This is a genomic window from Methylobacterium sp. E-065, from assembly GCF_022829605.1.
Classification (GTDB): Bacteria; Pseudomonadota; Alphaproteobacteria; order Rhizobiales; family Beijerinckiaceae; genus Methylobacterium.
This window is the reverse complement of sequence record NZ_JAKSYD010000295.1, coordinates 31,915-57,202: the sequence shown is the minus strand read 5'-3', so window position 1 is coordinate 57,202 and position 25,288 is coordinate 31,915. Positions and strand designations below refer to the sequence as shown.

Below are 25,288 nucleotides of genomic sequence, written 5' to 3'. Positions count from 1 at the left end.
GCTCAGGCCGCCTCGTTGGTGCGGTATTCGGCGTAGCCCGAGGCTTCGAGCTCCAGGGCCAGCTCCTTCCCGCCGGTCTTCACGATCTGGCCCTTCGACATGACGTGCACGGTATCGGGCACGATGTGGTTGAGCAGCCGCTGGTAGTGGGTGATGACGAGGAACGCGCGGCCCTGGTCGCGCAGGGCATTCACGCCCTCGGAGACTATGCGCAGGGCGTCGATGTCGAGGCCGGAATCGGTCTCGTCGAGCACGCAGAACTTCGGCTGCAGCAGCGCCATCTGGAGGATCTCCATGCGCTTCTTCTCGCCGCCGGAGAAGCCGACATTGAGGGCGCGCTTGAGCATCTCCTTGTTGATCTCGAGCTTGTCGGCCGCGCCGTTCACCGCCCGGATGAAATCGGGGGTCGACAGCTCGGCCTCGCCGCGCGCCTTGCGCTGGGCGTTGAGGCAGGCCTTCAGGAACGTCATCGTGCCGACGCCGGGGATCTCCAGCGGATACTGGAACGCCAAGAAGATGCCGGCGGCGGCGCGCTCGTCGGCGGCCATCTCCAGCACGTTGTGCCCGTCGAGCAGGATCTCGCCGTCGAGGACCTCGTAGTCCTCCTTGCCGGCGATGACGTATGAGAGGGTCGACTTGCCCGAGCCGTTGGGGCCCATGATGGCGGCGACCTCGCCGTCATTCACGGTGAGGTTCAACCCGTTCAGGATGCGGTTGTCCTCGATCTGCACGACGAGGTTCTTGATTTCCAGCATGTCTTGGTAGTCCTAAACTTTAGACGTGTTGAGCGGCCGAAGCCGTCAAAGGAATTTCTGAAGGGCCGCAATGACCGCGACGGCCGCCCCCACGATGGCGCCGATCTTCACGGCCGTGCGGAGTTCGAGTTCGCGGAGCGAAGATTCGACGTCCTTCTTCAGCTCCGCGAGATCTGCCTTGGTTGCCGTATCGGCGACGACCATGTCCCGAGCGAGTTCGGCATGAGCCACGGCCTGATCGCGCCCGACACCGACCTGTTCCAGCCGCTGCCTGAACTTGAGGGTATCGAACGCGTAAGTCATGGCCGCGAGATCACCCCACCGAGCCTTCCAGGCTGATCGAGATCAACTTCTGGGCCTCGACGGCGAACTCCATCGGCAGCTGCTGCAGCACGTCCCGGACGAAGCCGTTGACGATGAGGGCAGTCGCTTCCTCCTCGGAGAGGCCGCGCTGCTGGCAGTAGAACTTCTGGTCCTCGGAGATCTTCGAGGTGGTGGCCTCGTGCTCGAACACCGCCGAGGCGTTCTTCGACTCGATGTAGGGCACGGTGTGCGCGCCGCACTGGTCGCCGATCAGCAGGGAGTCGCAGTTCGTGAAGTTCCGGGCGTTCGAGGCCTTGCGGTGGGCCGAGACCAAGCCGCGGTAGGTGTTCTGCGAACGGCCCGCCGAGATGCCCTTCGAGATGATCCGGCTCGTCGTGTTCTTGCCGAGGTGGATCATCTTGGTGCCGGAATCGACCTGCTGCATGCCGTTCGACACCGCGATCGAGTAGAACTCGCCGCGGGACTCGTCGCCGCGCAGGATGCAGGACGGGTACTTCCACGTGATCGCCGAGCCGGTCTCGACCTGCGTCCACGAGATCTTCGAGCGGGCGCCACGGCAATCGCCACGCTTCGTCACGAAGTTGTAGATCCCGCCCTTTCCGTCGTTGTCGCCCGGGTACCAGTTCTGGACGGTCGAGTACTTGATCTCGGCGTCATCCAGGGCGACCAGCTCGACCACCGCGGCGTGGAGCTGGTTGTCGTCGCGCTTCGGGGCGGTGCAGCCCTCCAGATACGAGACGTAGGAGCCCTTGTCGGCGATGATCAGCGTGCGCTCGAACTGGCCGGTATCGCGCTCGTTGATGCGGAAATAGGTCGACAGCTCCATCGGGCAGCGGACGCCCGGCGGGATGTAGACGAACGACCCGTCGGAGAAGACCGCCGAATTGAGCGTCGCGAAGAAGTTGTCGGTCGCCGGCACGACGGAGCCGAGATACTTCTTTACCAGCTCCGGGTATTCCTGCACGGCCTCCGAAATCGGCATGAAGATCACGCCGGCCTTCGAGAGCTCCTTCTTGAAGGTCGTGGCCACCGAGACCGAATCGAACACGGCGTCGACCGCGACGCGGCGCTCCGGTGCGATGCCCTCCAGCACCTCGACCTCACGGAGGGGGATGCCAAGCTTCTCGTAGGTCTTCAGGATCTCCGGGTCGATCTCGTCGAGCGACATCGCGGCCGGGCGCTTGGGGGCCGCGTAGTAGTAGATGTCGTTGTAGTTGACCTTGTCGTAGGAAACCCGGGCCCATTCCGGCTCCTGCATGGTCAGCCAGCGCCGATAGGCGTCGAGGCGCCATTCCAGCAGCCAGGCCGGCTCGTTCTTCTTGGCCGAGATGAAGCGCACTACATCCTCGGAGATGCCCTTCTCGGACTTCTCCATCTCGATGGTGGTCTCGAACCCATACTTGTACTGGTCGAGGTCGATCGAGCGGACCCGGTCAATGGTTTCCTGCACGGCAGGCATATGCGTCTCCTAGGCATCTCCGGCGTCAAGGGCCGGGAAGCATCTGGCGGAAAGCGGGGGGACGGCGCTCAGGCCGCCTGTCCTCGCCGTCTATATAGGGTCTGCACGACCCGTTCGAAGGCGTCGAGGAAGCATGCCGCATCCGCGTCCACCGTGTTCCAGCCGAGGCTGACGCGCAGCGCCCCCCCGGCAAGATCCGCATCCACGCCCATCGCGGCGAGCGTCGCCGAGCGCGCGACCTTGCCCGACGAGCAGGCCGAGCCCGACGATACCGCCACGCCGGCGAGGTCGAGGGCGATCACGGACGCGGGCGCGTCGAGGCCCGGGACCGAGAAATTTAAGGTGTTGGGCAGGCGCGGGGCTCCGGCCGCGAAGATGACGGCATCGGGCGCCAAAGCCCGCACCCCGGCTTCGATCCGATCGCGCAGGTCGGTGAGCCGTGTGCTCTCTTCATCGAGCGCCGCGCGGGCGGCCCGGGCTGCCTCGCCCATGCCGACGATGGCCGGCAAACACTCGGTGCCGCAGCGCTGCCCACGTTCCTGGCCACCGCCGCGCAGGAAGGCGCTCTCAAGGCTGACGCCTTCGGCGAGCACCAGCGCGCCGACACCCTTCGGCGCCGCGAATTTGTGGCCCGACAGGGTCAGGGCGTCGAGGTCGAGCGCCTCCATGTCGAGGGGAACCTTGCCGACCGCCTGCACGGCGTCGCTGTGAACCAGCGTCCGGCCATGGGTCCGGGCCAATGCCACGACCTCGGAGAGCGGCTGCACGGCACCGGTCTCATTGTTCGCCGCATGGACCGAGAGCAGCACGCTCTCGTCCGTCAGCGCGGCGAGACCGCTTTCCAGGGCAGCGAGGTCGATGATGCCTTCCCGGGTCACCGGCAGCAGCTCCACCGCAGCCTCCGGGAACCGGTGGCCTGCGGCGACGCAAGGGTGCTCGGTCGCCGTGTGCAGCAGCCGTGTCGGCGCCGGCAGGCCGCGGCGGCGCAGATCGCCCGACAGGACCGCGTTCGCTGCCTCGGTCCCGCCGCTGGTGAACACGACCTGTTCGGGCCGGGCACCGACCAGAGCCGCGACTTCCGCACGGGCGGCCTCCAGAGCGGCCCGTGCGGCGCGCCCCTCGGCGTGGATCGAGGACGGATTACCCGGGAGCATCAGCGCGCGCGCCACCGCATCCGCGACGGTCGGGCGGGCCGGAGCAGTGGCGTTGTAATCGAGATAGGCGCGTGCCCGGCTCATCGGCGTTCCGTGCGATCCTTGTCTGCCGCGCGTCACAATTCCTTGCCTTCCGACCGGTCCGACGTGCTAAGGGCCGCCGATGGATCGAGGCCCGCCGACCGGCAGGATCGGCTCAGGCAGCCCGTGCGACACATCGAGCGGCCTTTTTAGAACAATTCTAATCGACTAGAACTGTTCTAAGAGTGCTTTTATGGTGCTCCCGCTTTGAGTCAAGGCTGCCGGAGCTTGGCGCCACGCGCGCGGCGGGCGAATGCGAGAGTGAGTAGCGAACCATGCCCGAAGTCATCTTCACCGGCCCCGCCGGTCGCCTGGAAGGCCGCTATCAGGCCCCCAAGAAGCGCGGCGCGCCGATCGCCATCATCCTGCACCCGCACCCGCAATTCGGGGGCACGATGAACAATCAGATTGTGTACAACCTTTTTTACACGTTCGCCAATCGCGGCTTCGCAGCCCTGCGCTTCAATTTCCGCGGGGTCGGCCGCAGCCAGGGCGCGTTCGATCACGGTTCGGGCGAGCTGTCCGATGCCGCCGCGGCCCTCGATTGGGTGCAGTCGGTCAATCCGGAGGCGAAGTCCTGCTGGATCGCGGGTGTCTCGTTCGGTTCGTGGATCGGCATGCAGCTGCTGATGCGCCGCCCCGAGATCGAGGGCTTCATCTCGATCGCCGCGATGGCGAATCGCTACGACTTCACCTTCCTGGCGCCCTGCCCGTCCTCCGGGCTGTTCGTGCACGGCTCGGAGGACCGCGTCGCGCCGGCCCGCGAGGTCATGCCGGTGATCGAGAAGGTGAAGGTGCAGAAGGGCGTCATCATCGAGCATCAGGTGGTCGACGGCGCCAACCACTTCTTCGACGGCAAGGTCGACGAACTGACCCAGACGGTGGACACCTACCTCGACAAGCGCCTCGGCAAGCGCGAGGAGGCCGCCTGACGCTGCGCCAACCCTGCGCCTTGACGGGGAGCGCCTCGGAGGAATACGGCGCGGGCATCGGAATCCACCACAGCTCCGCAGGTCTGATGTCAGAAAGCCCGTGCGACCAACCCGTGGTGCTCCTGGTCGAGGATGATGGTCTCCTGCTGATGGAGGCCGCGGACACCCTGGCGGATGCGGGCTTCACGGTCCTGGAGGCGAGCCACGCCGACAAGGCGCTGAAGGTGCTGGAGAACCGCGACGATGTCGGCGTCCTGATGACGGATGTCGACATGCCGCAGGGCTCGATGGACGGCTTCGCCCTCGCCCGGCTGGTCGCGCATCGCTGGCCGTCGATCCCCGTGCTGGTCGTGTCCGGCATGGGCACGCCCGGCCCGAACGACATGCCGGAGGGCGCCCGGTTCATCCCCAAGCCCTACGAGCCGACCACGCTGGTCCGCACACTGCGCGCCTTCATCCAGCGCGCGGCTTGACGCACCGGTCCGCCCGGGCTCACCGAGGCTCCGGGCTCCGAACCGCCGACCGAGAGCCATGACGGACACCACGCGACAGCACCGTTTCGCCACGCGGGCCATCCACGCGGGCGCCTCGCCGGACCCCGCCACGGGTGCGCGGGTCCAGCCGATCTACTTCACGAACGGCTTCGTGTTCGACTCGACCGAGCAGGCCGCCGATATCTTCGCGGGCCGCCGCACCGGGTTCTCCTATTCACGCGGTTCGAACCCGACGGTGGCCGCGCTGGAGCGCCGCATCGCCGATCTGGAGGGCGCCAAGGCCGGGGTGGCGGTGTCCTCCGGACAATCCGCCATGCAGCTGGTCCTGATGACGCTGATGAAGAGCGGCGACGCCTATGTCGCGTCCCCGCGTCTGTTCGGTGGTTCCCTCGGCCTGATGCGGCGCCTCGACGGGCGCTACGACCTGAAGCCTCGCTTCGCCCGCGGCATGGCCCCGGAGGATTTCGAGGCGGCGATCACCCCCGACTGCCGGGCAATCTTCTGCGAATCGATCGTGAACCCGTGCGGCTCGGTGATGGACCTCGACGGGATCGCCGCGGTGGCCCGCCGCCACGGCCTGCCGCTCGTGGTGGACAACACCCTGGCGTCGCCGGCCCTGATCCGGCCGATCGAGCACGGCGCCGACATCGTCTGGCACTCCACCTCGAAGTTCCTGAGCGGATCCGGCCAGACCATCGGCGGCATGATCTGCGATGCCGGGACGTTCGATTGGGCCAAGGCCGGCGGCTACAACCTGATCACCGAGCCCTGGCCGGATTACGACGACCTCGTGCTGACCGAGGCGTTTCCGGCGACGCCCTTCGCGGCGGCGTGCCGGTTCTTCGGCCTGCGCGACCTCGGCCCCGGCCTGTCGCCGATGAACGCGTTCCTGACGCTGATGGGCATCGAGACCCTGCCACTGCGCATGGAGCGGCACTGCGCCAACGCGCGGGCGGTGGCGGCCTTTCTCAAGGACCATCCGGCGGTGGCTTGGGTAAGCTATCCGCTTCTGCCGGGGCAGCCCGGGGAGGAACTCGCGCGCCGCTACACGCCGGACGGGCCGGGCTCGATCTTCACCGTCGCGCTCAAGGGCGGCGAGCCGGCGGCGCTCGAACTCATCGCCGGGCTTGAACTGATCTCGCACCTCGTGAATATCGGCGAGATCAAGTCGCTGGCGATCCACCCCTCCTCGACCACGCACCGGCAGCTGCCGGAGCACGAGAAGGCCGCCGCGCAGGTCGGGCCTGAGACCGTGCGGCTGTCGATCGGACTGGAAAACGAGGCGGATCTGATCGCGGATCTTCAGCAGGCCCTAGATCGGCTGGGCTGAGCGGGGCGCTTTAGCGGTCACGTCGCAGGTAGGCGCGCAATTACCCCTTCCCCGCAGAGCTACGGGCTACACAGGTTTGATGTCTCGGCGGGCTCGTCCGTGGGCAATTTGAGGCGCAGGTCCCCTCTCCCGGGCGGGAGAGGGGGGCCGTCGCGCTCTGTCATCAGATTGAAGCCCAAAACCTGTGCAGCCCGTAGCCCGCAGAGGGGGAGTGAGAACGCCGGGCGACCGTTATCGCCTCAGCGTCGCCGCTCGAGGATCGACACGTAATTCGCCACCGCGGCCCCACCCATATTGAAGATCCCGGCGAGTTCTGCCCCGGGCACCTGCATCTCGCCGGCCTCGCCCATCAGTTGCAGGCAGGCCATCACGTGCATCGACACGCCGGTGGCGCCCACCGGGTGGCCCTTGGCCTTCAGCCCGCCGGACGGGTTGATCGGCAGCCGGCCGCCCTTTTCGGCCAGCCCCTCGCGCACCACGCGGAAACCCTCGCCCGGGGCGGCGAGGCCCATGGCCTCGTATTCGATCAGTTCGGCGATGGTGAAGCAGTCGTGGGTCTCCACGAAGGACAGGTCGTCGTTGCCGATGCCGGCCTGCGCCCGCGCCTTGTCCCAGGCCATCCGCGCGCCCTTGAACTCCGTCGGGTCGCGGCGGGAGAGCGGCAGGATGTCGTTGACATGGGCCCGGGCGCGGAAGCCGATCGCCCGTTCCAGCCCCTCGGCGGTCTCGGCATCGGCCACCACCAGGGCCGCCGCCCCATCGGAGATCAGCGAGCAATCGGTGCGCCGCAGGGGTGCGGCCACGTAGGGGTTCTTGTCCGAGACCCGGTTGCAGAACTCGAAGCCGAGATCCTTGCGCAACTGCGCATAGGGGTTGGCGACGCCGTTGCGGTGGTTCTTGGCGGCGATCCGGGCCAGCTCCTCGCTGCGGTCGCCGTAGCGCTGGAAGTACCCCGCCGCGATCCGCCCGAACACGCCCGCGAAGCCGCCCTCGATCTCGGCCTCCTCCTTCCGGTAGGAGGCGCCCAGCAGGATGTCGCCGGTCTCGGCCACGGTCTTGGCGGTCATCTTCTCGGCGCCGATCACCAGGGCGACGCGGCCCCGGCCGCTATTCACGAAATCGAGCGCCGCGTAGAGCGCGGCCGAGCCGGTTGCGCAGGCATTCTCCAGATGGGTCGCCGGCGCGTGGGCGAGGCCCGGCCGGTTCACGGCGACGAGCGAGCCCTCGAAGCCCTGCTTCGAGAAGCCGGTGTTCATCGAGCCGACGTAGATGCCGTCGACCTGCGATTCCTCCACGCCGGCATGGGCCAGCGCCTCGCCGGAGATGCGGGCGATCAGCCCCTCGACATCCGGCTCCTCCAGCTTGCCGAAGGGGGTGTGGGCCCAGCCCACGATGCAGGCGCGCGTCATCCGGTGACCTCCCGATTCTTTGCCGGACGATGGGCCCGGCACGGCCGGCGATCAAGCCGGCCGCTCAGCCGTCGCTCCCCTGCCCCATCAGGAAGTCGAAGTCGCAACCCTCCGGCGCCTGCGTGACGGTACGGCGGTAGAGCGCCTTGTAGCCCCGGGTCGGGGCCGGCGGCGGCTGGTGGTTGGCGAGGCGCCGGGCGATCTCTGCGGGCTCGACCAGCAGGTCGATCCGCTTGTCCCGGATCGACAGCTTGATCCGGTCCCCGTCGCGCACCGCGGCCAGCGGGCCGCCGACGGCCGATTCGGGTGCAACGTGCAGCACGATCGACCCGAAGGCCGTGCCCGACATCCGCGCATCGGAGATGCGCACCATGTCCTTCACTCCCGCCCGGGCAAGCTTCTTCGGGATCGGCAGGTAGCCCGCCTCCGGCATCCCGGCCGCGTGCGGGCCGGCATTCTGGAGAACCAGCACGTCGCCAGGGTTTACGTCGAGATCCGGATCGTCGATTCGCCGGCTCAGGTCCTCCAGACCGGTGAACACAACCGCCCGGCCCTCGGATTCGAACAGCTCCGGGGTCGCGGCCGCGCGCTTGAAGATCGCGCCCTCGGGGGCGAGGTTGCCGGTCAGCGCCACCAAGCCGCCGACCGGCGAGACGGGATTGTCGAAGGCACGGATCACCCCCCGGTCGACCCAGCCGGCAGGTTCGTCGAGACGCTCGGCCAGCGTCCGGCCCTCGACGTCCACGGTGTCGAGGTGGAGGAGCGGGCGCAATTCGCGCAGCAGCGCGCCCATGCCGCCGGCCGCGTGGAAATCCTCCATGTAGCCCTCGCCCACGGGCTTCAGGTCGACCAGCACCGGGGTCTCGTCGGAGATCTGGTTGAAGCGCTCATATGGAACGCGGATGCCGAGCCGCCCGGCGATGGCCGTGAGGTGGACGATGGCGTTGGTCGAGCCCGAGACCGCCATCAGGACCCGAATCGCGTTCTCGACAGACTGGCGGGTGATGACCTGAGACGGCGCGATCCTTGTCTGGATCAACCGCACGGCGGCGCGGCCGGTCTCCTCGGCGGCGACCAGCCGGTCGGAATGCACCGCCGGTATCGCGGCCGTGCCCGGCAGCGACATGCCGAGTGCCTCCGCGATGCACGCCATGGTCGAGGCCGTGCCCATTACCGCGCAGGTGCCGGCGGTGACCGAGAGCCGACCCTCGACCTCGGCGATCTCTTCCGCGTCCACGGTACCGGCCCGGTATTTGGCCCAGAACCCCCGGCAATCCGTGCAGGCGCCGAGGCGCTGGCCCCTGTGGCGGCCGGTCGACATCGGGCCGGTGACGAGCTGGATCGCCGGCAGCCCCGCCGAGGCCGCGCCCATGAGCTGGGCCGGCACGGTCTTGTCGCAGCCGCCGATCAGCACAACCGCGTCCATCGGTTGGGCCTGGATCATCTCCTCCGTGTCCATGGCCATCAGGTTGCGGTACATCATGCTGGTCGGGTTGAGGAAAACCTCGCCGAGTGACACGGTCGGGAACGGCCGCGGCAGGGCGCCGGCCGCTAGCACGCCGCGGGAGACCGCCTCCACCAGCTCGTCCATGCCCCGGTGGCAGTTGTTGAAGCCCGAGGGCGTCATGGCGATGCCGATCACCGGCTTGTTCAGAAGCCCGATCGAGATACCCATCGAGCGGGCGAAGGAGCGGCGCAGGTAGCGGGCGAAGTCGCGGTCGCCGTAATTGGTCAGTCCGCGGTCGAGCCCGTGCGGTTCGTCATGGTGGGCGTCATCGCTCATGGCTTCGGTCCCTGAAGGCAGGCACGCCGACGGTCAGCGCAGATGGAAGGCGATCCACGCGACCCCGGTGAGCACGATGGCGGTTAGCAACCACCGCGCGAAGATGCGAGAGCCCATTCTCATGCCGGGAAAAGCTCCGGATGCCGAAGGCGCAGTGCCAGCACGAGGGTCAGCGTCTTCAGATCGGTGAGTTCGGCCCGGTCGGCCATGGCGGCCAGCTCCGCGAGCGGCATCTCGATGATCCGGATGTTCTCGTGCTCGCCCTCGGCCCCGCCGCCTTCTTCGGCCCGGTCTCCGCGGCCGTAGGCGGCGAGGTAGAGGTGGATCTTCTCGGTGGTCAAACTCGCGCAGGAATAGGCGGCGCCGACGAAGTCCAGGCCATGCAGGCGCAGGCCGACCTCTTCGAGGACCTCCCTGCGGGCATTCTCCTCCGGGCCGCCGTCGTCGATCAGGCCGGCCGGCGCCTCCAGCTGGACCTGCTCGCCGGACGCGAAAAGTGGCGGCACCCGTAGCTCGCGCACCAGCGTCGCGACCCGACGCTCGGGATCGTAGGGGAGGATCCCGACCGAATGTCCGTGATCCTCGATCGCCCGCTCCGCTACGGATCCGTCGTGCAGGCGCACCCGTGCGAGTCCGAACCGGTTCCAGCCCTCGTGAAGGAAGCGGATCGACAGGATCTCGGCCTTCATGATGCGCCCTCGCCCGCCGAACCGTCCGATGTCCGCTGTGCTTACACGAAGGCGTGTCCTCGGGTTCCGGGAACGCCCATGCTTCGAAGCCGGTTGGGTCGATCAGGCGTATGGCTACGCTTTTGAGGCGTCTTCCGGTTAGGATCGATGCGGCTAGGACCGATCAGCGGGCTCAAGGAGCAGTCGACGCGCGATGCCGTCGCGATCTGGGTGCTGCTCGCTCTGACCTACTTGGTCTTCGCCGGCTCCCTGAGCGTCAACGAAGGCATCGCCATGGTGGCTTGCGCGACCCTCGGCACGGCTTGGTGGTGGGTCGTGGCGCGGCACGGCGGCGTGCGCTTCCGGTTCGATCGCGCATCGCTTCGGCCCCTCGGCCCCGCCATCCTGGGCATGGCCCGGCAGACGTGGCGGGTCGGTCTCCATCTGGCGCGGGTGGTGCTCGGGCGCGCAGAGGGTGGTGCGACGCAGGAGCGAAGCGCCGCCACGATCGCGTGGGCGCGGCCGGAGGGGGAGACGGCATCCGCGACGCGGGCCGTCGGGCTGCTCGCCGCCTCGCTCGCGCCGGACAGCTACGTGCTGACCCTCGACCGCGCGCACGGGACGGTGACGACGCATGCCCTGGAGCCTGAGGCGCCATGAACATCTGGACGGCCGCCATCCTGGCGTTGCTGCCGCCGCTGATCCTCGCGGCGATGCTGGCGTGGCGCGGAACGCCCGGCCAGCGCTTCGCCGCCTACCAGCTCGCCGGCAGCGTGACGGTCCTGATTCTGACGTTGATGGCCTTCGCCACCGATCAGGCCTCGATCACCGACCTCGCCCTCACCCTGGTCCTGCTCAATCTGCCCGGCTCGATGCTGCTCGCGGTCTTCCTGGAGCGCTGGATATGAGCCTCGCAATCGGCGTGCTGCTCGCCCTCGTGGTGGCGGTGACGTGGATCGCCGCGCTGGCCCTGTGGCGCCTGCCCCGGGCCCTCGACCGGATGCACGCCATCGCCTTCCTCAACGTCGCCGCCTCCGTCCTCGTCACCGTGGCGGCCTTCCTGTCCGACGGGATCTCCGGGCGTTCGCTCAAGATCCTGGTGATGATGGTGGTGTTCTTAGGCTGGGCCGCGGTGCTGTCGCACGTGTCCGGCCGGGCCCTGCTGATGCGCGAGGGGCGCTCGGCATGAGGTCGGACCGATGAGCGTGATCCTGCCGCTGCTGTTCCTGCTCACGGCGATCTCCGGCAGCGCCGTGGTGCTGGTGCGCGATCCGATCCGGCAGGTTTTCGCCATCGCGATCAACGGGCTGGTGCTGACGATCCTGTTCGACGCCCTTCAGGCCCCCGATGTCGCCCTGTCGGAACTGGCGGTGGGCTCGGCCGCGGTTCCGCTCCTCTTCCTCGTGGCGCTGATGGCGGTGCGCACGCAGCCGCCCGGGGCGGAACCGTGAGCCCGCGCATCCGCGTCGCGCTGCTCGCCCTGTCGGGCCTGATCCTGCTGCCCTGCGCCGCCTCGGTGATCGCGGGGCTGCCGGCCTTCGGATCCAAGATCGCGCTGTACGGCGAGCGCATCAACGCGATCACCCCGGAGGCGCGGCACGTCGCCAACATGGTGAGCGCGATCAACTTCGACCTGCGCGGCCTCGACACGCTGGGCGAGGAATTCATGTTGCTCGCCGCCATCACCGGCACGGTGGTGCTGCTGCGCGGCCACCGCGGCGAGGGCATCACCGGGCGCGCCATGCGCCGGCCCGGCCGCGCCGTGATCCCGCGCTCGGAGGCGACGGTGCTGGCCTGCCGGATCGCCGGGCCGCTCACCTGCCTGTTCGGCCTCTACGTGGTGCTGCACGCCACCGTCACCCCCGGCGGCGGCTTCCAGGGCGGCGTGATCCTCGCCTCGGGGACCCTGCTGATCTACCTCGGTGAGGGCTATTCCGGTTGGCGCGACGCCATCCACAGCCACTGGCTCGACGCGCTGGAGGGCGGGGGCGCGCTCCTGTTCGCCTTGTGCGGGCTCGTGCCGATGCTGACCGGCGCCGCGTTCATGCAGAACATCCTGCCGCTCGGCACGCTGCGCGACCTGTTCTCCGGCGGCCTGATGCTGGTCGAGAACCTCGGCGTCGCGATGGCGGTGACGGGCGGGTTCACGCAGCTCTTCCTGGAATTCATGGAGGAGACCCGTGAGGCCGAGGAACCCGACGAGCCCGGGGAGGAATCCGCGTGAGTGTTCTGCCATACGCGGTCGCCGCGTGGCTGTTCGGCATCGGCCTCTACGGCATCGCCACGAGTCGCAACTTCATCCACCTCGTCGGCTGCCTCGGGGTCTGCCAGTCGGCGACCTATGTGCTGCTGCTGGGGCTCGGCTATCGCTGGGGCAGCATCGCGCCGATTTTTTATGATCACCCGCCGGGTACCCCCGCGGTCGATCCCGTGATGCAGGCGCTGGTTCTCACCGACATCGTGGTCGGCGCGACGCTGACCGCCCTGCTCCTCGTCCTGACGGTCCAGGCCTACAAGCGGGGCGGCAGCCTGGACCCGGAAAAGCTCCGGCCGATGCGGGCAGGCGACAAGCCCGGCCAGAGCCGGGGTTCAAGCCAAGTCTCCGACGGTGGGCGCCAAGCTTCGTGACGCTCGCTCCCGCCGCCCTCCTGCCGCTCCCGGTCGCCATCCCGCTCGTGGTCTGCGCCACGCTGCTGGCGACCGCACACCTGCTGCCGGGCCGCATCCCCGACATCCTGGCGCTGATCGCAGCCCTTGCCGTCGCGGCGCTCTCCGCCGTGATCGCCGTCCACGCCGCCGACGGCCCCCTCGTCTACTGGTTCGGCGGCTGGGAGCCGCGCGACGGCGTCCATCTCGGGATCGGCTTCTCGGTCGATGCGGCGAGCGGCTGGATCGCGGCCTTCATCGGGCTGCTCTACGCCCTGACCTTCGTGTTCGCCTGGGGCTTCTTCGACCGCACCCACGGGCACTTCCACATCCTGATGCTGCTGTTCCTGGCCGCCATGGTCGGGTTCTGCTTCACCCGGGACATGTTCAACCTGTTCGTGTGGTTCGAGGTGATGAGCGTCGCGGCCTTCGCGCTCACGGCCTATCACCTCGCGGAATCCTCGCTCGCGGGAGCCATCAACTTCACCGTGGTCAACAGCCTCGCGGGCTTCCTGATGCTCGGCGGCATCGGGTTGATCTACGCGCAGACCGGGACGCTCGATTTCGACGGCATGGCGGCTTCCATCGCCCAGGGCGGCCGCAGCCCCGTGGTGGCGGGGGCCTTCTGCCTCGTGGCGGCGGCCCTGATGATCAAGGGATCGATTGTTCCGTTCCAGTTCTGGCTCGCCGACGCCCATGCGGTGGCGCCGAGCCCGGTTTCGGTGATCTTCTCCGGCTCGATGGTCTCGCTCGGGCTGTTCGGCCTCGCGAAGGTGAGCGCCGTCGTGTTCGGGGGCTCCGATCAGGTCCAGGGTGCCCTGCCGGTGCTGCTGATCGGGCTGGGCAGCGCCACGGCCCTGCTCGGCGGCTGGATGGCCCTGCTGCAACGCCACCTCAAGCGGATGCTCGCCTTCTCGACGATCTCGCATGCCGGGATCATGCTGACCGGCCTCGGCGCGCTCTCGGCCGGCGGCACCGGCGGGATGCTGGTCTACGTGGTCGGCCACGGGCTGGTGAAGGGCGCCCTGTTCATGATCGCCGGCATCCTGCTCGCCACGCAGGCAAGCATCGACGAGATCGCCCTGCGGGGCCTCGGCCGCGGGATCTGGCCGGCCGGGATCGCCATGGGGCTGGCCGGCCTCCTGCTCTGCGGCCTGCCGATCGGGATTCTCGACCAGGGCACTCGCCTCGTCCAGGGGGCGCTGTCGCAGCAGGGGCACGGGATCGCGCTCGCCGCCACCGCGATCGGCGCCGCGCTGACCGGGGCGGCGGTGCTGCGGGCGGCGGGTCGCATCTTCCTCGGGCTCGGGCCCGATCCCGGCGACGAGGCCGGTGCGCCGAGTGCGGATGAGCGCGAGAAAGCCAACCGGCCCCTCTGGCTGATGCTGGCCCCGTGCTGCGCGCTGCTGGCGGTCGACGTCGCGCTCCCGGCGGGCCCGATCGCGCACGCCCTCCCCCGGGCCGTCTCGGCCTTCATGCACCGGCCGGAAGCCGGAATGCTGGCCGAGGGGCCGGGCTGGCTGCCGTGGGTCTCGGTGGCGGCGGCCCTGGCGGGGGCCGGCTACGGGCTGTTCCGAAAGCGCTTGCCGGCCTTCGTGGTCCGGCCGGTGAGCGCCACACAGTCGGCGCCGACGCGCGCGCTGGAGATCCTGCATAGCGGGTTGATCGGCGATTATGCGGTCTGGCTCGCCGTCGGCGTGGCGGTGATCGCGGCGGTGCTGGCGATGGTATGAGCGACCCGATCGTCGTTTTCGGTCACTGCGAATCCGAACGACACCGCCGCTCTGCACCGTCAGTCGTCAGGATGCCCCGGATAAAGCGCTCCGCCGATCACGTGTTTGCGCAGAGCTGCATCAGCCTCGTGCACAGAGGTTGCGCCGACGCCGCGACCGTGAGCCCCTGCGTGCGCAGGGTCAGGTCCGGCGCCTCCGGTATTTCGTAGGGCGCCGACACGCCGGTGAAGGCGGAGATCTCTCCGGTCCGCGCCCGCGCGTACAGCCCCTTCGGATCGCGGGTCTCACACACCGCGACGGATGTATCGACGTAGACCTCCAAGAATGGCAGGTCTCCGGCGATCTCCCGCGCGCGCGCGCGGTCTGTCCGGAACGGCGAGATCAGCGACACGATGACCACGAGCCCGGCCTCCGCCATCAGCCGCGCGACTTCGGCGGTCCGGCGCACGTTCTCGGCTCGGTCTGCGGCGCTGAATCCGAGATCGCTGCAGAGTCCGTGACGCAGATTGTCCCCGTCGAGCACGCAGACATGCCGTCCATGCGCCGCCAGTTCCCGATCCACCGCATCACTGATCGTGGTCTTGCCAGAGCCCGGTAAGCCGGTCAGCCAAGCGATCGCCGGCCGCTGGCCAAGCTGCGCCCAGCGCGCCTCACGCGGCGCGTAGGTTTGCCATCGGATAGTCTTACTCAATCTCGCCTCAAGTCTGCTCGATCCCGAGCGAGGGTCCGTACGCATGCCCACCAACTCCGGGCATCGGAGCGCCGTCAGGAGTCGATGTGGTCCGGGTGGGGAGGAAGGATCGCGCGGGCAAACCCGACGCGGCGGAGCGGCCGGGTCAGACGCCAGCTCCACGAGGACGCGATCCCGTTCTGGAAGGCCGCCGCCCATTGATGGAGGCCGGCATGGGCGTCGCGGTGGCGCCGGATCTCCGCCTCGGCTTCGGCGATCGCCGCTGCGTACCGCATGCCCTGCGCCTCGAGGTCCCGGCGTGCAGCGTCTGCGTCTCTGGCGTGCCGTTCAGCCTCCGCGACGGCTTCGTCCCGCGCCTGCACGGCGGCGTCGAGCTGCGCGCGCCATGACTCGCTGTCCCGGCGAAGAGCTTGTGCGTCTCTGGCGTGCCGTGCGGCCTCCGCAACTGCCTCGTGCCGGGCCAGCACAGCGGCGCCGTGCTGCGCGCGCCATGACTCGCTGTCCCGGCGTGCGGCTTCTGTTTCTCTGGCGTGCCGTTCGGCCTCCGCGACGGCCTCGTCCCGCGTCTGCACGGCGGCGTCGTGCTGCGCGCGCCATGACTCGCTGTCCCGGCGTGCGGCTTCTGCGTCTCTGGCGTGCCGTTCGGCCTCCGCGACAGCCTCGTCCCGCGCCTGCACGGCCTCCTGCTGGGCCTGTACGGCTGCGTCGTGCTGCGCGCCCCATGACTCGCTCTCCTGGCGAGCCGTTTGGAACTCAATCCTCGCTTGGTCCAAGGATGTGCGAAGGACGTCCAATTCAGCGGCTTGCTGTTCCCGTTCGGTCCCAACTGCCCGGATGCGCTCCCCCCCCGCGGTCTGAGCGGACTCGTGGTCCTCTGCTGCCTTTACTCGTCCCTCGAATGGGAGAATCTGCTGGAAGGCAGTAAACTGCTCGACAAATCGGGCAATGGCGGCGTGAGTCGCGGACGTCTTTTCCGATTGGCTCAGTAACTCATAGAAATAACGCAGCGCCGGTTGCTGGGCGCTCTTCGGGGTCAGCCCGTCGTGGCGGAGTGACCTGTCGATCCGCGTCTCGAGGGACTGCGCGATCGAGGCTCGATCCACGTCGACCACGTCGGAAAGGAAGGCGAGGAGACGATCCAACGTCCGGTCCGGGTCCGTGAACCACGCATCGTACACGATGGTGCAGGGCTCGGTGCGTAGGTTGCGCCAGCAATCCGCATTGTAGACCGCCCAGCGATACTCGCCGGTCGCAAGGGGGAGGCCGTCGCGGTCGTTCAGCGAGCGTGCCACCTGCGATGGGCTTCGTACGCAGAACACGAATCGCGGATCCAGATTCAGGGCGCGGAAAATCGGTGTCCAGAGCGGGAGGAGGCGTGCCGTCCTCGGATCCTTGAAACCGAACGGATGCCCCGGCCGCATCCGTGTCCGGATGAAGTCTTCGAGTTCACGTTGAATGGCGCGAACTTCGGGCTGCGCCCACCAGCCGCTCGGCAAGGGAAAGTCATGGGTCCCGGACCAGTAATCGCGCCCGAGGAGCCGTAGGACACGATCGTGGAACTCGACAATTTCCCAGCGTTCCCAGTGTCCCGCCTGGTTGTTTGGGTGTTGCCCGACATCGTCGGCCATATCCAGGCCCAAGAGACTGAGCACCTGCGAGCACAACGAGGTTCCGCTGCGATGCATGCCCAGTACGATCACGATCGGCGTTCGGACAGGATCGTGCCGGCTGACGGACGGACTCAGAGAATGATCGCTCCGCGTCACAAGCATGGATTCGAAATTCTCGCTTTCACGATTTGTTGATGAGCCGTGCGTGGTCGTTAAAACATTCCGATCTTTGAGTCCATCGAAGAAGTATCGAAGATATAGAAATAAAAAAGGCCCCCGTTTTTCAATTGTAAGTTATTTTTACAATTCAGATCGGGCGGTAATTGCATACTAAAGCTATAAATCGGATCTTTTACCCGCCACATCATTTGATAAAACTGAGATTAGTAATTTTCTTATTCATAAAAAAATCGTTTTGAGGGGCGCATCTATGCATAAGCTCAAAATATTCCGCGGCATATCCCGCCTATTCGAATTCGTTCTGCTGAGAACCGCGGCACTGCGAGCCTGAGTTCGGCCTGTTATCTCGGCGATTTTCACCGCGACGCGATGGAACCGCCCCCCTCCCAATTGCCGAGACCGGATCGATTGAGGGCAATGCCATAGCGCACTATCTTTCCCCTCATCCGGCCCAACCGGAACCGGACGGCGCCCGCACCTCAGCGGATGTCGGATCAAGGAGGAGACATGGACGCGCAAGCGACCGGGGATCCCGGAGGCGGCAACGCCTGGGGACCTCACAACACGGTGACGGTGGTGGATCCGTCGCCGGTCAACTGGCTATCGATCACCTGGAACACGATGGAAGAGGCCAATCGCGTCGATCACGACGGGATCGGCCAGCCGAGCCTCGCGGAATCCTGGCGGTGGCTCGACGGCGAGACCCTCGAACTCAAGATGCGCGATGCCGTCTATCAGGATGGCGAGCCGTACAACGCCGCGATGTTCAAGCTCGGCTTCGACAAGGTGCAGGAATGGACCAACCCGCATCCGCCGGGCGCCTTCCTGAACTTCGCCCGGGACGTCACCTGCGAGGCGGTGGATGATCGGACCATCCGCATGCGCTTCCCCGGTGGCGATTCCGCGGCTCTGATGAAGCTGCGCGGCATGCACCTGCCGTCGACACGCTTCTGGAACGAATGGGGCTTCATCGACCCGAAGACGGGATCGGCCGAAGGCCATTGGTGAGTCATCGACGCGCCCGGTCCGTGGGGGACTGGCCCGTTCGTGCTTACCGAGGGTGTCTCGCTGATCGACTCCCGCTCCGATCGTGTCGTGATGGAGCCCAACCCGACCTACTGGAACCCGGAGCGCAAGCCGACGGTCCGGATCGTCTACGACAACGGCATCGGTAAGGATGAGGGCATCAAGTCCGTGGCGTCCGGTGACGGCCGTGTGGACGTGGTGTTCGACCTGACGCCCGCGGAGGCCAAAACCTTTCCGCAGAGCGACAAGGGCAGGATCCAGACGAAGAAGGCCAAGACGATCCTCACCGGCGTCTTCAACGAGACCAAGCCCGATTCCGTCTGGCGCGATCCCGCCGTGCGGCAGGCCCTCAACCGCGCCATCGATCGGCAGTTCGTGCTCGACCAGGGCGCGCACGGCTACGGCACGGTGATCCCGGCCTTCATCCAGCCCGGCCGCTACGGGGCCGATCCTGGCATGAGCCCGATCCCGCACGATCCGGAGGCCGCACGCGCGGTTCTGGAGAAGGCGGGCCTCGGTGGACGGGAGATCATGATCGTCGCCTCGCCGAGCTGGCAAGGCGTGGTCGCGGCGATCGGGCAATGCCTGTCCAAGATCGGCCTCTCGGCGCGCTTCGTCAGCGATCGCGGCGCCCTGCCGGAGGATTTCGACGTCAAGATCGAATGGTATTTCGATTGGACGCCGCAATATCCGGTCGCCTGCGTGCACCGCGAGTTCTTCGGCAAGGACGCGACCCTGCGCCAGGGTCCGGAGGATCCGGAGTTCGACGCCCTCTACGAGAAGCTCCTGCACACGCCGGCAGAGCGGACGGAGGAGGTCGTTCGGGAGGTGGAACGGTACATCCAGGACAGGTCCAAGGCCCTGTTCCTGTATTCACCGTTCACGCTGTTCGCGGTCTCCGACCGGGTGGCGTTCACGGCCTACGACACCTGCATGTCCGAACTCGCCGAGACCCGCATCAAGGGCTGACAACACAACCAACCGGCGCGGAGTGATCCGCGCCGGTCCTCAATCGGGTTGAACACGCGCGGGCCGCATGATCGTCGCGACAGCGGGGCATATCGATCACGGCAAGACCGCGCTGGTGAAGGCGCTCACCGGTATCGACGCCGACCGGCTGCCCGAGGAGAAGGCCCGGGGCATCACCCTTGATCTCGGCTTCGCCTACGCGCCGGAGGGCGGGCTCCTCAAAACGCCGATCGGCTTCGTCGACGTTCCGGGTCACGAGCGCTTGGTACGCACCATGGTGGTGGGCGCCACCGGCGTCGCCTGTGCGCTGCTCGCGGTCGCGGCCGACGACGGGATCATGCCGCAGACCCGCGAGCACGTCGCGATCCTCGACCTCCTGGGGTTGAGCCGCGGGGTCGTGGCGATCACCAAGACCGACCGGGCGGACCCGGCGCGCATCGCCGCCGTGACCGCGGAGATCGGCACGTTGCTCGCCGAAACCGGGCTCGCCGCTGCGCCGATCCTGCCCTGCTCGGCCCTGACAGGAGCCGGGATCGCCGACCTCGCCAGCCATCTCGAAGCCATGGGTCACGCCGGCGAAACCGATGTCGCCGCACGCGGATTTCGCCTCGCCGTCGATCGCCACTTCACGGTGCCGGGGGCGGGCCTCGTGGTGACCGGCGCCGTGTATGCCGGCACGGTTCGCGTGGGCGACCGGCTGCTGGTCTCCCCCGGCGGATACGAGGCGCGGGTCCGCGCGATCCGCGTCCGCGACGGCGAGGCCGGCTCGGCGCAGGCCGGGGAACGCTGCGCCCTCAACCTGACCGGCCCAAGACTCACGCGGGAGGCGGTCGGCCGCGGCCACTGGATCCTGGCGCCGGACCTTCACGGGCCGACCGTTCGCCTCGACGTGGCGCTGCGTCTCCTGCCCGGCTCGGCGCGGCCGTTGCGGCATCGCGCGCCCGTCCACGTGCATCTCGGCGCCGCCGCGGTCACCGGCCGGGTGCTGCTGGAGGCCCATGGCGCAGTATCCCCCGGTGCGGCAGCCCACGCGATCCTCACGCTGGATGCGGGGCTCGGCGCGCTGGCCGGCGACCGCTTCATCCTGCGCGACATCTCGGCGACACGCACCCTTGGCGGCGGCCGGGTCATCGACATCGATGGGCCGCGCCGCGGCGCCTGGGCTCCCGGACGGCGTGCCGTCGTGGAGGCGCTCGATCGGGCGGACGATCGCCGGGCGCTGGAGTCCCTGCTCGCCGCGTCGGAAACCGGCATCGACCTCGGCCGCTTCGCTCGCTTGCGCAACCTGCCGCCCGAGACGGGAGAGGCCCTGGCGGCGGACCTCGGCGCGGTCGTGATCAAGGCCGGCGCGGCGCGGCTGGCCTTCTCCGGGGCGCGGGTCGCGGCACTGGTCCTGCGCGTGCTGGCGGACCTCGACCGGGCTCATGCCGATGCACCCGACAATCCCGGCCTGCTGGTCGAAGAAATCGCCGGTGCGATGCCGGACCCGGACCGGCCGGTCCTCGCAACGGCCCTCGACCGGCTTCTGCGGGATGGCCTGATCGCGCGCAGCGGCCGGCTGTTCCACCGTTCGGGCCACATCGCACGCCTGCAACCGGCCGACGCCGCGCTCTACGCTGCGATCCGGGCCGTTCTGGACGCGGCCGGGCGCGATCAGCCCCGGCTCGCGCTCCTCGCCGAACGGCTCGGGCGCGATCCGGATGTCTTGCGCCCGCTCCTCGACAAGATCGGCCGCATCGGCTGGCTCCACCGGATTTCGAAGAGCTACTACATTCCGCCGGTAATCCTCACCGACCTTGCGCGGATCGCCCGGGACGTGGCGGCGCAGCATCCGGAGGGACTTCTGACCGTGGGGCAGTTCCGCGAGGCCGCCGGCATCGGGCGGAATCTCACGATGCCGCTCCTCGAATTCTTCGACGCGCGGGGGTTCACGCTCCGCATCCCAGAGGGACGGCGTATCCGGGCGGACTGGAGCGCGGTGGAGAACGAGGAGTTGGTGGTGCCGCAAGAGGGATTCGAACCCCCGACCCCCTCATTACGAATGAGGTGCTCTACCAGCTGAGCTATTGCGGCCCGGGCCCCAACGGAGGCCATGCCCGGCGCGCGATCGAGCGCTTCGGACGTGGCAGGCTCATAGCGGCCCGCCCTGCTTTAGGCAAGGCCGGAGCCGCGCCGGATCGCGATCACGCGTCGGATTGGGCGGTCAGCTCGTCGCGCAGGAAGGCCGTCACCGCGGACCGGTCCACGCCCGGCGCGATGAAGCTCTGGCCGATTCCGCGGGCGAGGATGAAGGTCAGTGCGCCGTCCCGCACCTTCTTGTCCTGCGCCATCGCGTCCACGATCGCCTCGGCGCCGCCGCACCCGCCCGGGACCGCCTGGAGGCGGGTCGGCAGGCCCGCGAGCGCCAGATGGTTGGCGACGCGGCCGGCCTCCTGGCCGGCACACAGGCCGAGCCGGGCCGAGAAGCGGAACGCCAGCGCGAGACCGATCGCGACGCCCTCGCCATGGACCAGTCGCGCCGAATCGTAGCCGGTCAGGCGTTCAAGGGCATGCCCGAAGGTGTGGCCGAGATTGAGCAGGGCGCGCTCGCCATCCTCCCGCTCGTCGCGGGTCACGACCGCAGCCTTGGCGCGGCAGCAGGCCGCCACGGCCGCCTCGCGCTCCGGTCCACCGGCGAAAATGCCCCGCCAGTTCACCTCGCACCAATCGAAGAAGCCCGAATCGGCGATCAGCCCGTACTTGGCGACCTCGGCGTAGCCGGCGCGCATCTCGCGCTCCGACAGGGTGTCGAGGGTCGCGGTATCGGCCAGCACGAGGCGGGGCTGATGGAAGGCGCCGATCAGGTTCTTGCCGAGGGGCGCGTTGATGCCGGTCTTGCCGCCGACCGAGGAATCGACCTGCGCGAGCAGGCTGGTGGGCACCTGGACGAAGCGCACGCCCCGCCGCAGGGTTGCGGCGGCGAACCCCGCGAGGTCGCCGACCACGCCGCCGCCGAGCGCCACCACGAGGTCCCCACGCTCCACCTTGAGGCCGAGCAGCCCGTCGCAGACCGCGGCGTAGCCCGCGTAGGATTTCGAGCCTTCGCCGGGCGCCACCGTCACCACGCCCGCCTGCAGGCCGGCCCGCTCCAGGCTCTCCCGCAGGCGGCCGGCATAGAGCGCCCCGACAGTCTCGTCCGTGACGATCGCGGCCCGGCGGCCGCCGAGTGCGGCCACCGCCTCGCCCGCCGTATCGATCAGGCCGCGCCCGATCCGGATGTCGTAGGCACGGCCGCCGTCGAGGGGGACGTGGACGGTCAGCGGCTCGGGGCGGGGCGTGGGCTCGGTCACGGTCAATGAATTCCTACTGCGCGGCGAGCGAGATCGAGCGTTCGCCGCTGAGATGCGCGTCCAGCGCCTCCAGCACGTCCTGCACGACCCGGTCGTGCGAGACCTCCCGCGAGATCACCATCACGTCGGCCGCGGCGTAGACAGGGTGGCGGACCGCCATCAGCTCGCGCATCGTCGCCTCGGGGTCCTCGGTCTGGAGGAGCGGTCGGTTGCCCCGCTTGCGCACCCGCCGCATCAGGACGTCGAGGTCGGCCTTGAGCCAGACCGAGATCGCCGATTCCGTGATGCGCAGGCGGGTGGCCTCACGCAGATAGGCGCCGCCGCCAGTGGCCAGCACCAGGGGCCCGGCCCGCAACAGGCGCGAGATCACGCGCTCCTCGCCGTCGCGAAAGCTCGGCTCGCCGTAGATGGCGAAGATGTCGGGGATGGTCAGACCGGCCGCCGCCTCGATCTCGATGTCGGCGTCCTTGAAGATCAGACCCAGGCGGCTCGCGAGGCGCCGGCCGACGGTGCTCTTTCCGGCTCCCATCAACCCCACGAGCACGATCGAGCGCAGGCCGAGCGCGCGGCGCAGCCGCGCCTCGATCGGTTCGCCACCCTCCGCCTCGCCCACCGACTCCTGCATCACCCCGTGTACCGCCGCTTCCAACATCCGTCGCACCGCTTCGATTCGGTGCCCCCTTGGCCGCACCGGGCGCACGGCGCCGGGCGATCCTCCATCCTGCGGCAGGCTCTTAGCGCGATTCAAGCGGCCAGCGAAACGCATCGCTGTGTCGTTGTGGGCCTTGTCAGCGCCTTGTTCGCATGGTCGAAACCGGGCACCCGCGTCGGTTGGGAAAAGCCGCCGCCCGTTTTCCCCCGCCGACCGTATCGTCTGCCCGAGGTTCGACCGACGTGCCGACCCTGTTCCGTTTCTTCGCCACCCTTGCGATCCTGGCGGGTCTCGTCTTCGCGGCGATGTTCGCGCTCGCGACCTTCATTCAGCCGACGCCGCGGGAGATGAGCGTGGCCATCCCCGCCTCGAAGCTGCAGCCCGGCAACCGTTGAGCGCGACGGAGGACGGCGGCGGCGACGGGGCGTCCAGCACCGAGGTCGCCGATTATCTCGACATGCTGGCCGCCGAGCGCGGTGCCAGCGCCAACACCCTGGCCGCCTATCGGCGCGACCTGGATGATTATCTGGCCTACCTCGTCCGTTCGGGGATCGCCCGCGATGCCGTGAATGCCGGGACGCTGCGCGCCTTCCTGGTCGATCTGGAGACGCGCGGTCTCAAGGCCTCGTCGGCGGCGCGGCGCCTGTCCTGCGTGCGCGGTTTCCACAAGTTCCTGTACGCCGAGGGTCTCGCCGAGGTCGACCCGAGCGTCGCGGTCTCGGGACCGCGCCAGGGCCGCACGCTGCCCAAGATCCTGTCGGTGGTCGAGGTCGACCGCCTCCTGGCCGTCGCGCAGGCGGCTGCCGACGCCGAACAGGCGCCCGGCCCGGCCCGGCGGGCGCGCCGGATGATGTGCCTGCTCGAACTCCTCTACGCCACGGGCCTGCGCGTATCCGAACTCGTTTCCCTGCCCCGGGCTGCGGGGGCGAGCCGCGAGCGATACCTGATCGTCAAGGGCAAGGGCGGACGCGAGCGCCTCGTGCCGCTCACCGACGCGGCCCGCGCCGCCATGACGGTCCATCTTTCGGCGGTGCCGGAGGAAAGCCCGTGGCTCTTCCCCGCCGACAGCGACAGCGGCCATCTGACCCGGCAGGCCTTCGCCCGCGACCTGAAGGCCGCAGCTTTGGCGGCCGGATTGCGGCCGGACCGCGTGAGCCCGCACGTGCTGCGCCACGCCTTCGCCAGTCATCTGCTGCAGAACGGGGCCGATCTGCGCATCGTCCAGGAATTGCTCGGCCACGCCGATATCTCGACCACCCAGATCTACACCCACGTGCTCGATGAGCGCCTGAAGGCGATGGTCCGGGATCTGCACCCGTTGATGGACGGCTGACGGACTGTCGCGGAACGGCCGGTCACAAGGGCGTTTACGGGAAGCCCAGACGGCGTCGGGGGCGTTTCAGCGTCGGCAACCATGTCCTGTCGCAATGACGCGGCGCGTGCCCTGACGCTTGCGACGATTGTTCTTGTATGCCGAACTGCCTAAATGTGACGGATCGCCATACCGGTACGCGAGCCAGACTTTACCAGAGAGAGATCAATCCATGCCAGGCCCGACTGCTCTGCAGAGCGGCGCTGTGCCGAACCAGTCGGATCATGCAACCGTCGACCCGTCGACGCAGCAGGAGCGGCAGCGGCTCGACAACCAGCTGTGCTTTGCGGTCTACGCCGCCGCACACGCCTTCGGCCGCGCCTATCGCAACCTCCTCGGCCGCTACGAGCTGACTTATCCACAATATCTCGTGCTGCTGGTGCTGTGGGAACAGGACGGCCTGTCGGTCAAGGAGATCGGCAACCGCCTGTTCCTCGATTCCGGCACGCTGACCCCGTTGCTGAAGCGCCTCGAAGCGTCGGGCCGCGTGCGTCGGGCCCGGGACCGGGTCGATGAGCGGCAGGTCAGCATCTTCCTGACACCGGCCGGCGCCAAGCTGCGCGACGTCCTCGCCTGCATCCCCGACGATGCCGGCGGCTTGACCGGCCTCGATACGGAGGGCCGGAAGGCCTTGCTTCACGATCTTGTGACGCTGCGGATGGGCCTGCAGGCCGGCATCATCGCGGATTAG

General features: G+C 68.4%; 24 protein-coding genes, 1 tRNA gene and 2 pseudogenes. 15 read left to right on the top strand and 12 right to left on the bottom strand.

Going from position 1 to position 25,288, the window contains the following annotated elements:
* Positions 1-2: 2 nt before the first annotated feature.
* From sufC to MKK84_RS33490, 4 genes are all read right to left on the bottom strand, one after another.
* Positions 3-755 (bottom strand): Fe-S cluster assembly ATPase SufC, encoded by a 753-nt coding sequence (gene sufC, locus MKK84_RS33505; protein ID WP_243927078.1) that lies wholly within the window; start codon positions 753-755, stop codon positions 3-5.
* A 45-nt stretch (positions 756-800) separates the two neighbouring features.
* A complete protein-coding gene (locus MKK84_RS33500; protein ID WP_243927076.1) occupies positions 801-1,058 on the bottom strand; it encodes a hypothetical protein in 258 nt (85 codons plus the stop codon).
* A gap of 10 nt (positions 1,059-1,068) precedes the next feature.
* On the bottom strand, positions 1,069-2,538 hold the full coding sequence (sufB, locus tag MKK84_RS33495) for a Fe-S cluster assembly protein SufB (protein ID WP_243927075.1): 1,470 nt from the start codon (positions 2,536-2,538) through the stop codon (positions 1,069-1,071).
* Positions 2,539-2,606: 68 nt separating this feature from the next.
* A complete protein-coding gene (locus tag MKK84_RS33490) occupies positions 2,607-3,776 on the bottom strand; it encodes a cysteine desulfurase family protein (protein ID WP_243927073.1) in 1,170 nt (389 codons plus the stop codon).
* Between the two features lie 272 nt (positions 3,777-4,048).
* Between MKK84_RS33490 and MKK84_RS33485 the strand changes: the two genes are divergently transcribed.
* The 3 genes from MKK84_RS33485 to MKK84_RS33475 all read left to right on the top strand — a co-directional run bounded on the left by MKK84_RS33485 (position 4,049) and on the right by MKK84_RS33475 (position 6,529).
* Entirely contained in the window at positions 4,049-4,705 is a 657-nt protein-coding gene (locus tag MKK84_RS33485; RefSeq protein ID WP_243927070.1) for an alpha/beta hydrolase, read from the top strand.
* 86 nt (positions 4,706-4,791) lie between these two features.
* A complete protein-coding gene (locus MKK84_RS33480; RefSeq protein WP_243927068.1) occupies positions 4,792-5,178 on the top strand; it encodes a response regulator in 387 nt (128 codons plus the stop codon).
* A gap of 58 nt (positions 5,179-5,236) precedes the next feature.
* Positions 5,237-6,529, top strand: a complete 1,293-nt coding sequence (locus MKK84_RS33475) for an O-acetylhomoserine aminocarboxypropyltransferase/cysteine synthase family protein (protein ID WP_243927066.1) — start codon at positions 5,237-5,239, stop codon at positions 6,527-6,529.
* 239 nt (positions 6,530-6,768) lie between these two features.
* Here MKK84_RS33475 and MKK84_RS33470 read toward each other — a convergent pair whose 3' ends face one another.
* From MKK84_RS33470 to MKK84_RS33460, 3 genes are all read right to left on the bottom strand, one after another.
* Positions 6,769-7,938, bottom strand: a complete 1,170-nt coding sequence (locus tag MKK84_RS33470; RefSeq protein WP_243927064.1) for an acetyl-CoA acetyltransferase — start codon at positions 7,936-7,938, stop codon at positions 6,769-6,771.
* A gap of 64 nt (positions 7,939-8,002) precedes the next feature.
* The gene (locus MKK84_RS33465) at positions 8,003-9,721 is read right to left on the bottom strand and encodes an IlvD/Edd family dehydratase (protein WP_243927062.1); all 1,719 of its coding nucleotides are present in this window, start codon (positions 9,719-9,721) and stop codon (positions 8,003-8,005) included.
* A 119-nt stretch (positions 9,722-9,840) separates the two neighbouring features.
* On the bottom strand, positions 9,841-10,410 hold the full coding sequence (locus tag MKK84_RS33460) for an NUDIX domain-containing protein (protein WP_243927061.1): 570 nt from the start codon (positions 10,408-10,410) through the stop codon (positions 9,841-9,843).
* A gap of 147 nt (positions 10,411-10,557) precedes the next feature.
* Here MKK84_RS33460 and MKK84_RS33455 point away from each other — a divergent pair, with 147 nt between their 5' ends.
* Genes MKK84_RS33455 through MKK84_RS33425 form a run of 7 tightly spaced genes read left to right on the top strand, consistent with a single transcriptional unit; the run spans position 10,558 to position 14,768 of the window.
* A complete protein-coding gene (locus MKK84_RS33455; RefSeq protein ID WP_243927059.1) occupies positions 10,558-11,049 on the top strand; it encodes a hypothetical protein in 492 nt (163 codons plus the stop codon).
* Complete coding sequence (locus tag MKK84_RS33450) at positions 11,046-11,297, top strand: monovalent cation/H+ antiporter complex subunit F (RefSeq protein WP_243927057.1); 252 nt, start codon at positions 11,046-11,048, stop codon at positions 11,295-11,297. The genes MKK84_RS33455 and MKK84_RS33450 overlap by 4 nt, the downstream gene beginning before the upstream one ends.
* A complete protein-coding gene (locus MKK84_RS33445) occupies positions 11,294-11,578 on the top strand; it encodes a monovalent cation/H(+) antiporter subunit G (protein ID WP_243927055.1) in 285 nt (94 codons plus the stop codon). The genes MKK84_RS33450 and MKK84_RS33445 overlap by 4 nt, the downstream gene beginning before the upstream one ends.
* A gap of 10 nt (positions 11,579-11,588) precedes the next feature.
* A complete protein-coding gene (locus tag MKK84_RS33440) occupies positions 11,589-11,840 on the top strand; it encodes a Na(+)/H(+) antiporter subunit B (RefSeq protein ID WP_243927054.1) in 252 nt (83 codons plus the stop codon).
* Positions 11,837-12,613 carry an MnhB domain-containing protein gene (locus tag MKK84_RS33435; RefSeq protein ID WP_243927052.1) on the top strand — a complete coding sequence of 259 codons (777 nt, stop codon included), beginning with the start codon at positions 11,837-11,839 and terminating at the stop codon, positions 12,611-12,613. The genes MKK84_RS33440 and MKK84_RS33435 overlap by 4 nt, the downstream gene beginning before the upstream one ends.
* The gene (locus MKK84_RS33430; protein WP_243927050.1) at positions 12,610-13,017 is read left to right on the top strand and encodes a sodium:proton antiporter; all 408 of its coding nucleotides are present in this window, start codon (positions 12,610-12,612) and stop codon (positions 13,015-13,017) included. The genes MKK84_RS33435 and MKK84_RS33430 overlap by 4 nt, the downstream gene beginning before the upstream one ends.
* Positions 13,014-14,768, top strand: coding sequence for a complex I subunit 5 family protein (locus MKK84_RS33425; protein WP_243927048.1), 1,755 nt, complete (start codon positions 13,014-13,016; stop codon positions 14,766-14,768). Before MKK84_RS33430 ends, MKK84_RS33425 begins: the two co-directional genes overlap by 4 nt.
* A 97-nt stretch (positions 14,769-14,865) precedes the next feature.
* On the opposite strand, the gene cysC is transcribed toward MKK84_RS33425, so the two are convergent.
* Both cysC and MKK84_RS33415 read right to left on the bottom strand, forming a co-directional pair.
* Positions 14,866-15,459 carry an adenylyl-sulfate kinase gene (cysC, locus tag MKK84_RS33420; RefSeq protein ID WP_243927046.1) on the bottom strand — a complete coding sequence of 198 codons (594 nt, stop codon included), beginning with the start codon at positions 15,457-15,459 and terminating at the stop codon, positions 14,866-14,868.
* Between the two features lie 74 nt (positions 15,460-15,533).
* On the bottom strand, positions 15,534-17,159 hold the full coding sequence (locus tag MKK84_RS33415) for a hypothetical protein (protein ID WP_243927044.1): 1,626 nt from the start codon (positions 17,157-17,159) through the stop codon (positions 15,534-15,536).
* A gap of 576 nt (positions 17,160-17,735) precedes the next feature.
* On the opposite strand from MKK84_RS33415, the pseudogene MKK84_RS33410 reads away from it, so the two are divergent.
* Together MKK84_RS33410 and selB are read left to right on the top strand one after the other, a co-directional pair.
* Positions 17,736-19,244, top strand: a pseudogene (locus MKK84_RS33410) (ABC transporter substrate-binding protein).
* A 67-nt stretch (positions 19,245-19,311) separates the two neighbouring features.
* A pseudogene (gene selB / locus MKK84_RS33405) lies at positions 19,312-21,147 on the top strand (selenocysteine-specific translation elongation factor); the annotation flags it as partial.
* Between the two features lie 94 nt (positions 21,148-21,241).
* Here the strand turns inward: selB and MKK84_RS33400 are convergent.
* From MKK84_RS33400 to MKK84_RS33390, 3 genes are all read right to left on the bottom strand, one after another.
* Positions 21,242-21,317 (bottom strand) — tRNA-Thr (locus MKK84_RS33400).
* A 110-nt stretch (positions 21,318-21,427) separates the two neighbouring features.
* Positions 21,428-22,573: a 3-dehydroquinate synthase gene (gene aroB / locus MKK84_RS33395; protein ID WP_243927042.1), complete on the bottom strand. Its 1,146-nt coding sequence runs from the start codon at positions 22,571-22,573 to the stop codon at positions 21,428-21,430.
* 13 nt (positions 22,574-22,586) lie between these two features.
* Complete coding sequence (locus MKK84_RS33390) at positions 22,587-23,198, bottom strand: shikimate kinase (RefSeq protein ID WP_243927223.1); 612 nt, start codon at positions 23,196-23,198, stop codon at positions 22,587-22,589.
* Positions 23,199-23,467: 269 nt separating this feature from the next.
* On the opposite strand from MKK84_RS33390, the gene MKK84_RS33385 reads away from it, so the two are divergent.
* The 3 genes from MKK84_RS33385 to MKK84_RS33375 all read left to right on the top strand — a co-directional run bounded on the left by MKK84_RS33385 (position 23,468) and on the right by MKK84_RS33375 (position 25,288).
* Positions 23,468-23,620 carry a histidine kinase gene (locus MKK84_RS33385; RefSeq protein ID WP_243927040.1) on the top strand — a complete coding sequence of 51 codons (153 nt, stop codon included), beginning with the start codon at positions 23,468-23,470 and terminating at the stop codon, positions 23,618-23,620.
* Positions 23,617-24,558, top strand: coding sequence for a site-specific tyrosine recombinase XerD (locus MKK84_RS33380; RefSeq protein WP_279599855.1), 942 nt, complete (start codon positions 23,617-23,619; stop codon positions 24,556-24,558). The genes MKK84_RS33385 and MKK84_RS33380 overlap by 4 nt, the downstream gene beginning before the upstream one ends.
* Before the next feature lie 211 nt (positions 24,559-24,769).
* Positions 24,770-25,288 (top strand): MarR family winged helix-turn-helix transcriptional regulator, encoded by a 519-nt coding sequence (locus tag MKK84_RS33375; protein WP_243927038.1) that lies wholly within the window; start codon positions 24,770-24,772, stop codon positions 25,286-25,288.

Bases quoted from the DNA above. Each gene is read 5' to 3' on its own strand.
- sufC (WP_243927078.1), bottom strand. From the start codon at position 755: ATGCTGGAAATCAAGAACCTCGTCGTGCAGATCGAGGACAACCGCATC.
- MKK84_RS33500 (WP_243927076.1), bottom strand. From the start codon at position 1,058: ATGACTTACGCGTTCGATACCCTCAAGTTCAGGCAGCGGCTGGAACAG.
- sufB (WP_243927075.1), bottom strand. From the start codon at position 2,538: ATGCCTGCCGTGCAGGAAACCATTGACCGGGTCCGCTCGATCGACCTC.
- MKK84_RS33490 (WP_243927073.1), bottom strand. From the start codon at position 3,776: ATGAGCCGGGCACGCGCCTATCTCGATTACAACGCCACTGCTCCGGCC.
- MKK84_RS33485 (WP_243927070.1), top strand. From the start codon at position 4,049: ATGCCCGAAGTCATCTTCACCGGCCCCGCCGGTCGCCTGGAAGGCCGC.
- MKK84_RS33480 (WP_243927068.1), top strand. From the start codon at position 4,792: ATGTCAGAAAGCCCGTGCGACCAACCCGTGGTGCTCCTGGTCGAGGAT.
- MKK84_RS33475 (WP_243927066.1), top strand. From the start codon at position 5,237: ATGACGGACACCACGCGACAGCACCGTTTCGCCACGCGGGCCATCCAC.
- MKK84_RS33470 (WP_243927064.1), bottom strand. From the start codon at position 7,938: ATGACGCGCGCCTGCATCGTGGGCTGGGCCCACACCCCCTTCGGCAAG.
- MKK84_RS33465 (WP_243927062.1), bottom strand. From the start codon at position 9,721: ATGAGCGATGACGCCCACCATGACGAACCGCACGGGCTCGACCGCGGA.
- MKK84_RS33460 (WP_243927061.1), bottom strand. From the start codon at position 10,410: ATGAAGGCCGAGATCCTGTCGATCCGCTTCCTTCACGAGGGCTGGAAC.
- MKK84_RS33455 (WP_243927059.1), top strand. From the start codon at position 10,558: ATGCGGCTAGGACCGATCAGCGGGCTCAAGGAGCAGTCGACGCGCGAT.
- MKK84_RS33450 (WP_243927057.1), top strand. From the start codon at position 11,046: ATGAACATCTGGACGGCCGCCATCCTGGCGTTGCTGCCGCCGCTGATC.
- MKK84_RS33445 (WP_243927055.1), top strand. From the start codon at position 11,294: ATGAGCCTCGCAATCGGCGTGCTGCTCGCCCTCGTGGTGGCGGTGACG.
- MKK84_RS33440 (WP_243927054.1), top strand. From the start codon at position 11,589: ATGAGCGTGATCCTGCCGCTGCTGTTCCTGCTCACGGCGATCTCCGGC.
- MKK84_RS33390 (WP_243927223.1), bottom strand. From the start codon at position 23,198: ATGCAGGAGTCGGTGGGCGAGGCGGAGGGTGGCGAACCGATCGAGGCG.
- MKK84_RS33375 (WP_243927038.1), top strand. From the start codon at position 24,770: ATGCCAGGCCCGACTGCTCTGCAGAGCGGCGCTGTGCCGAACCAGTCG.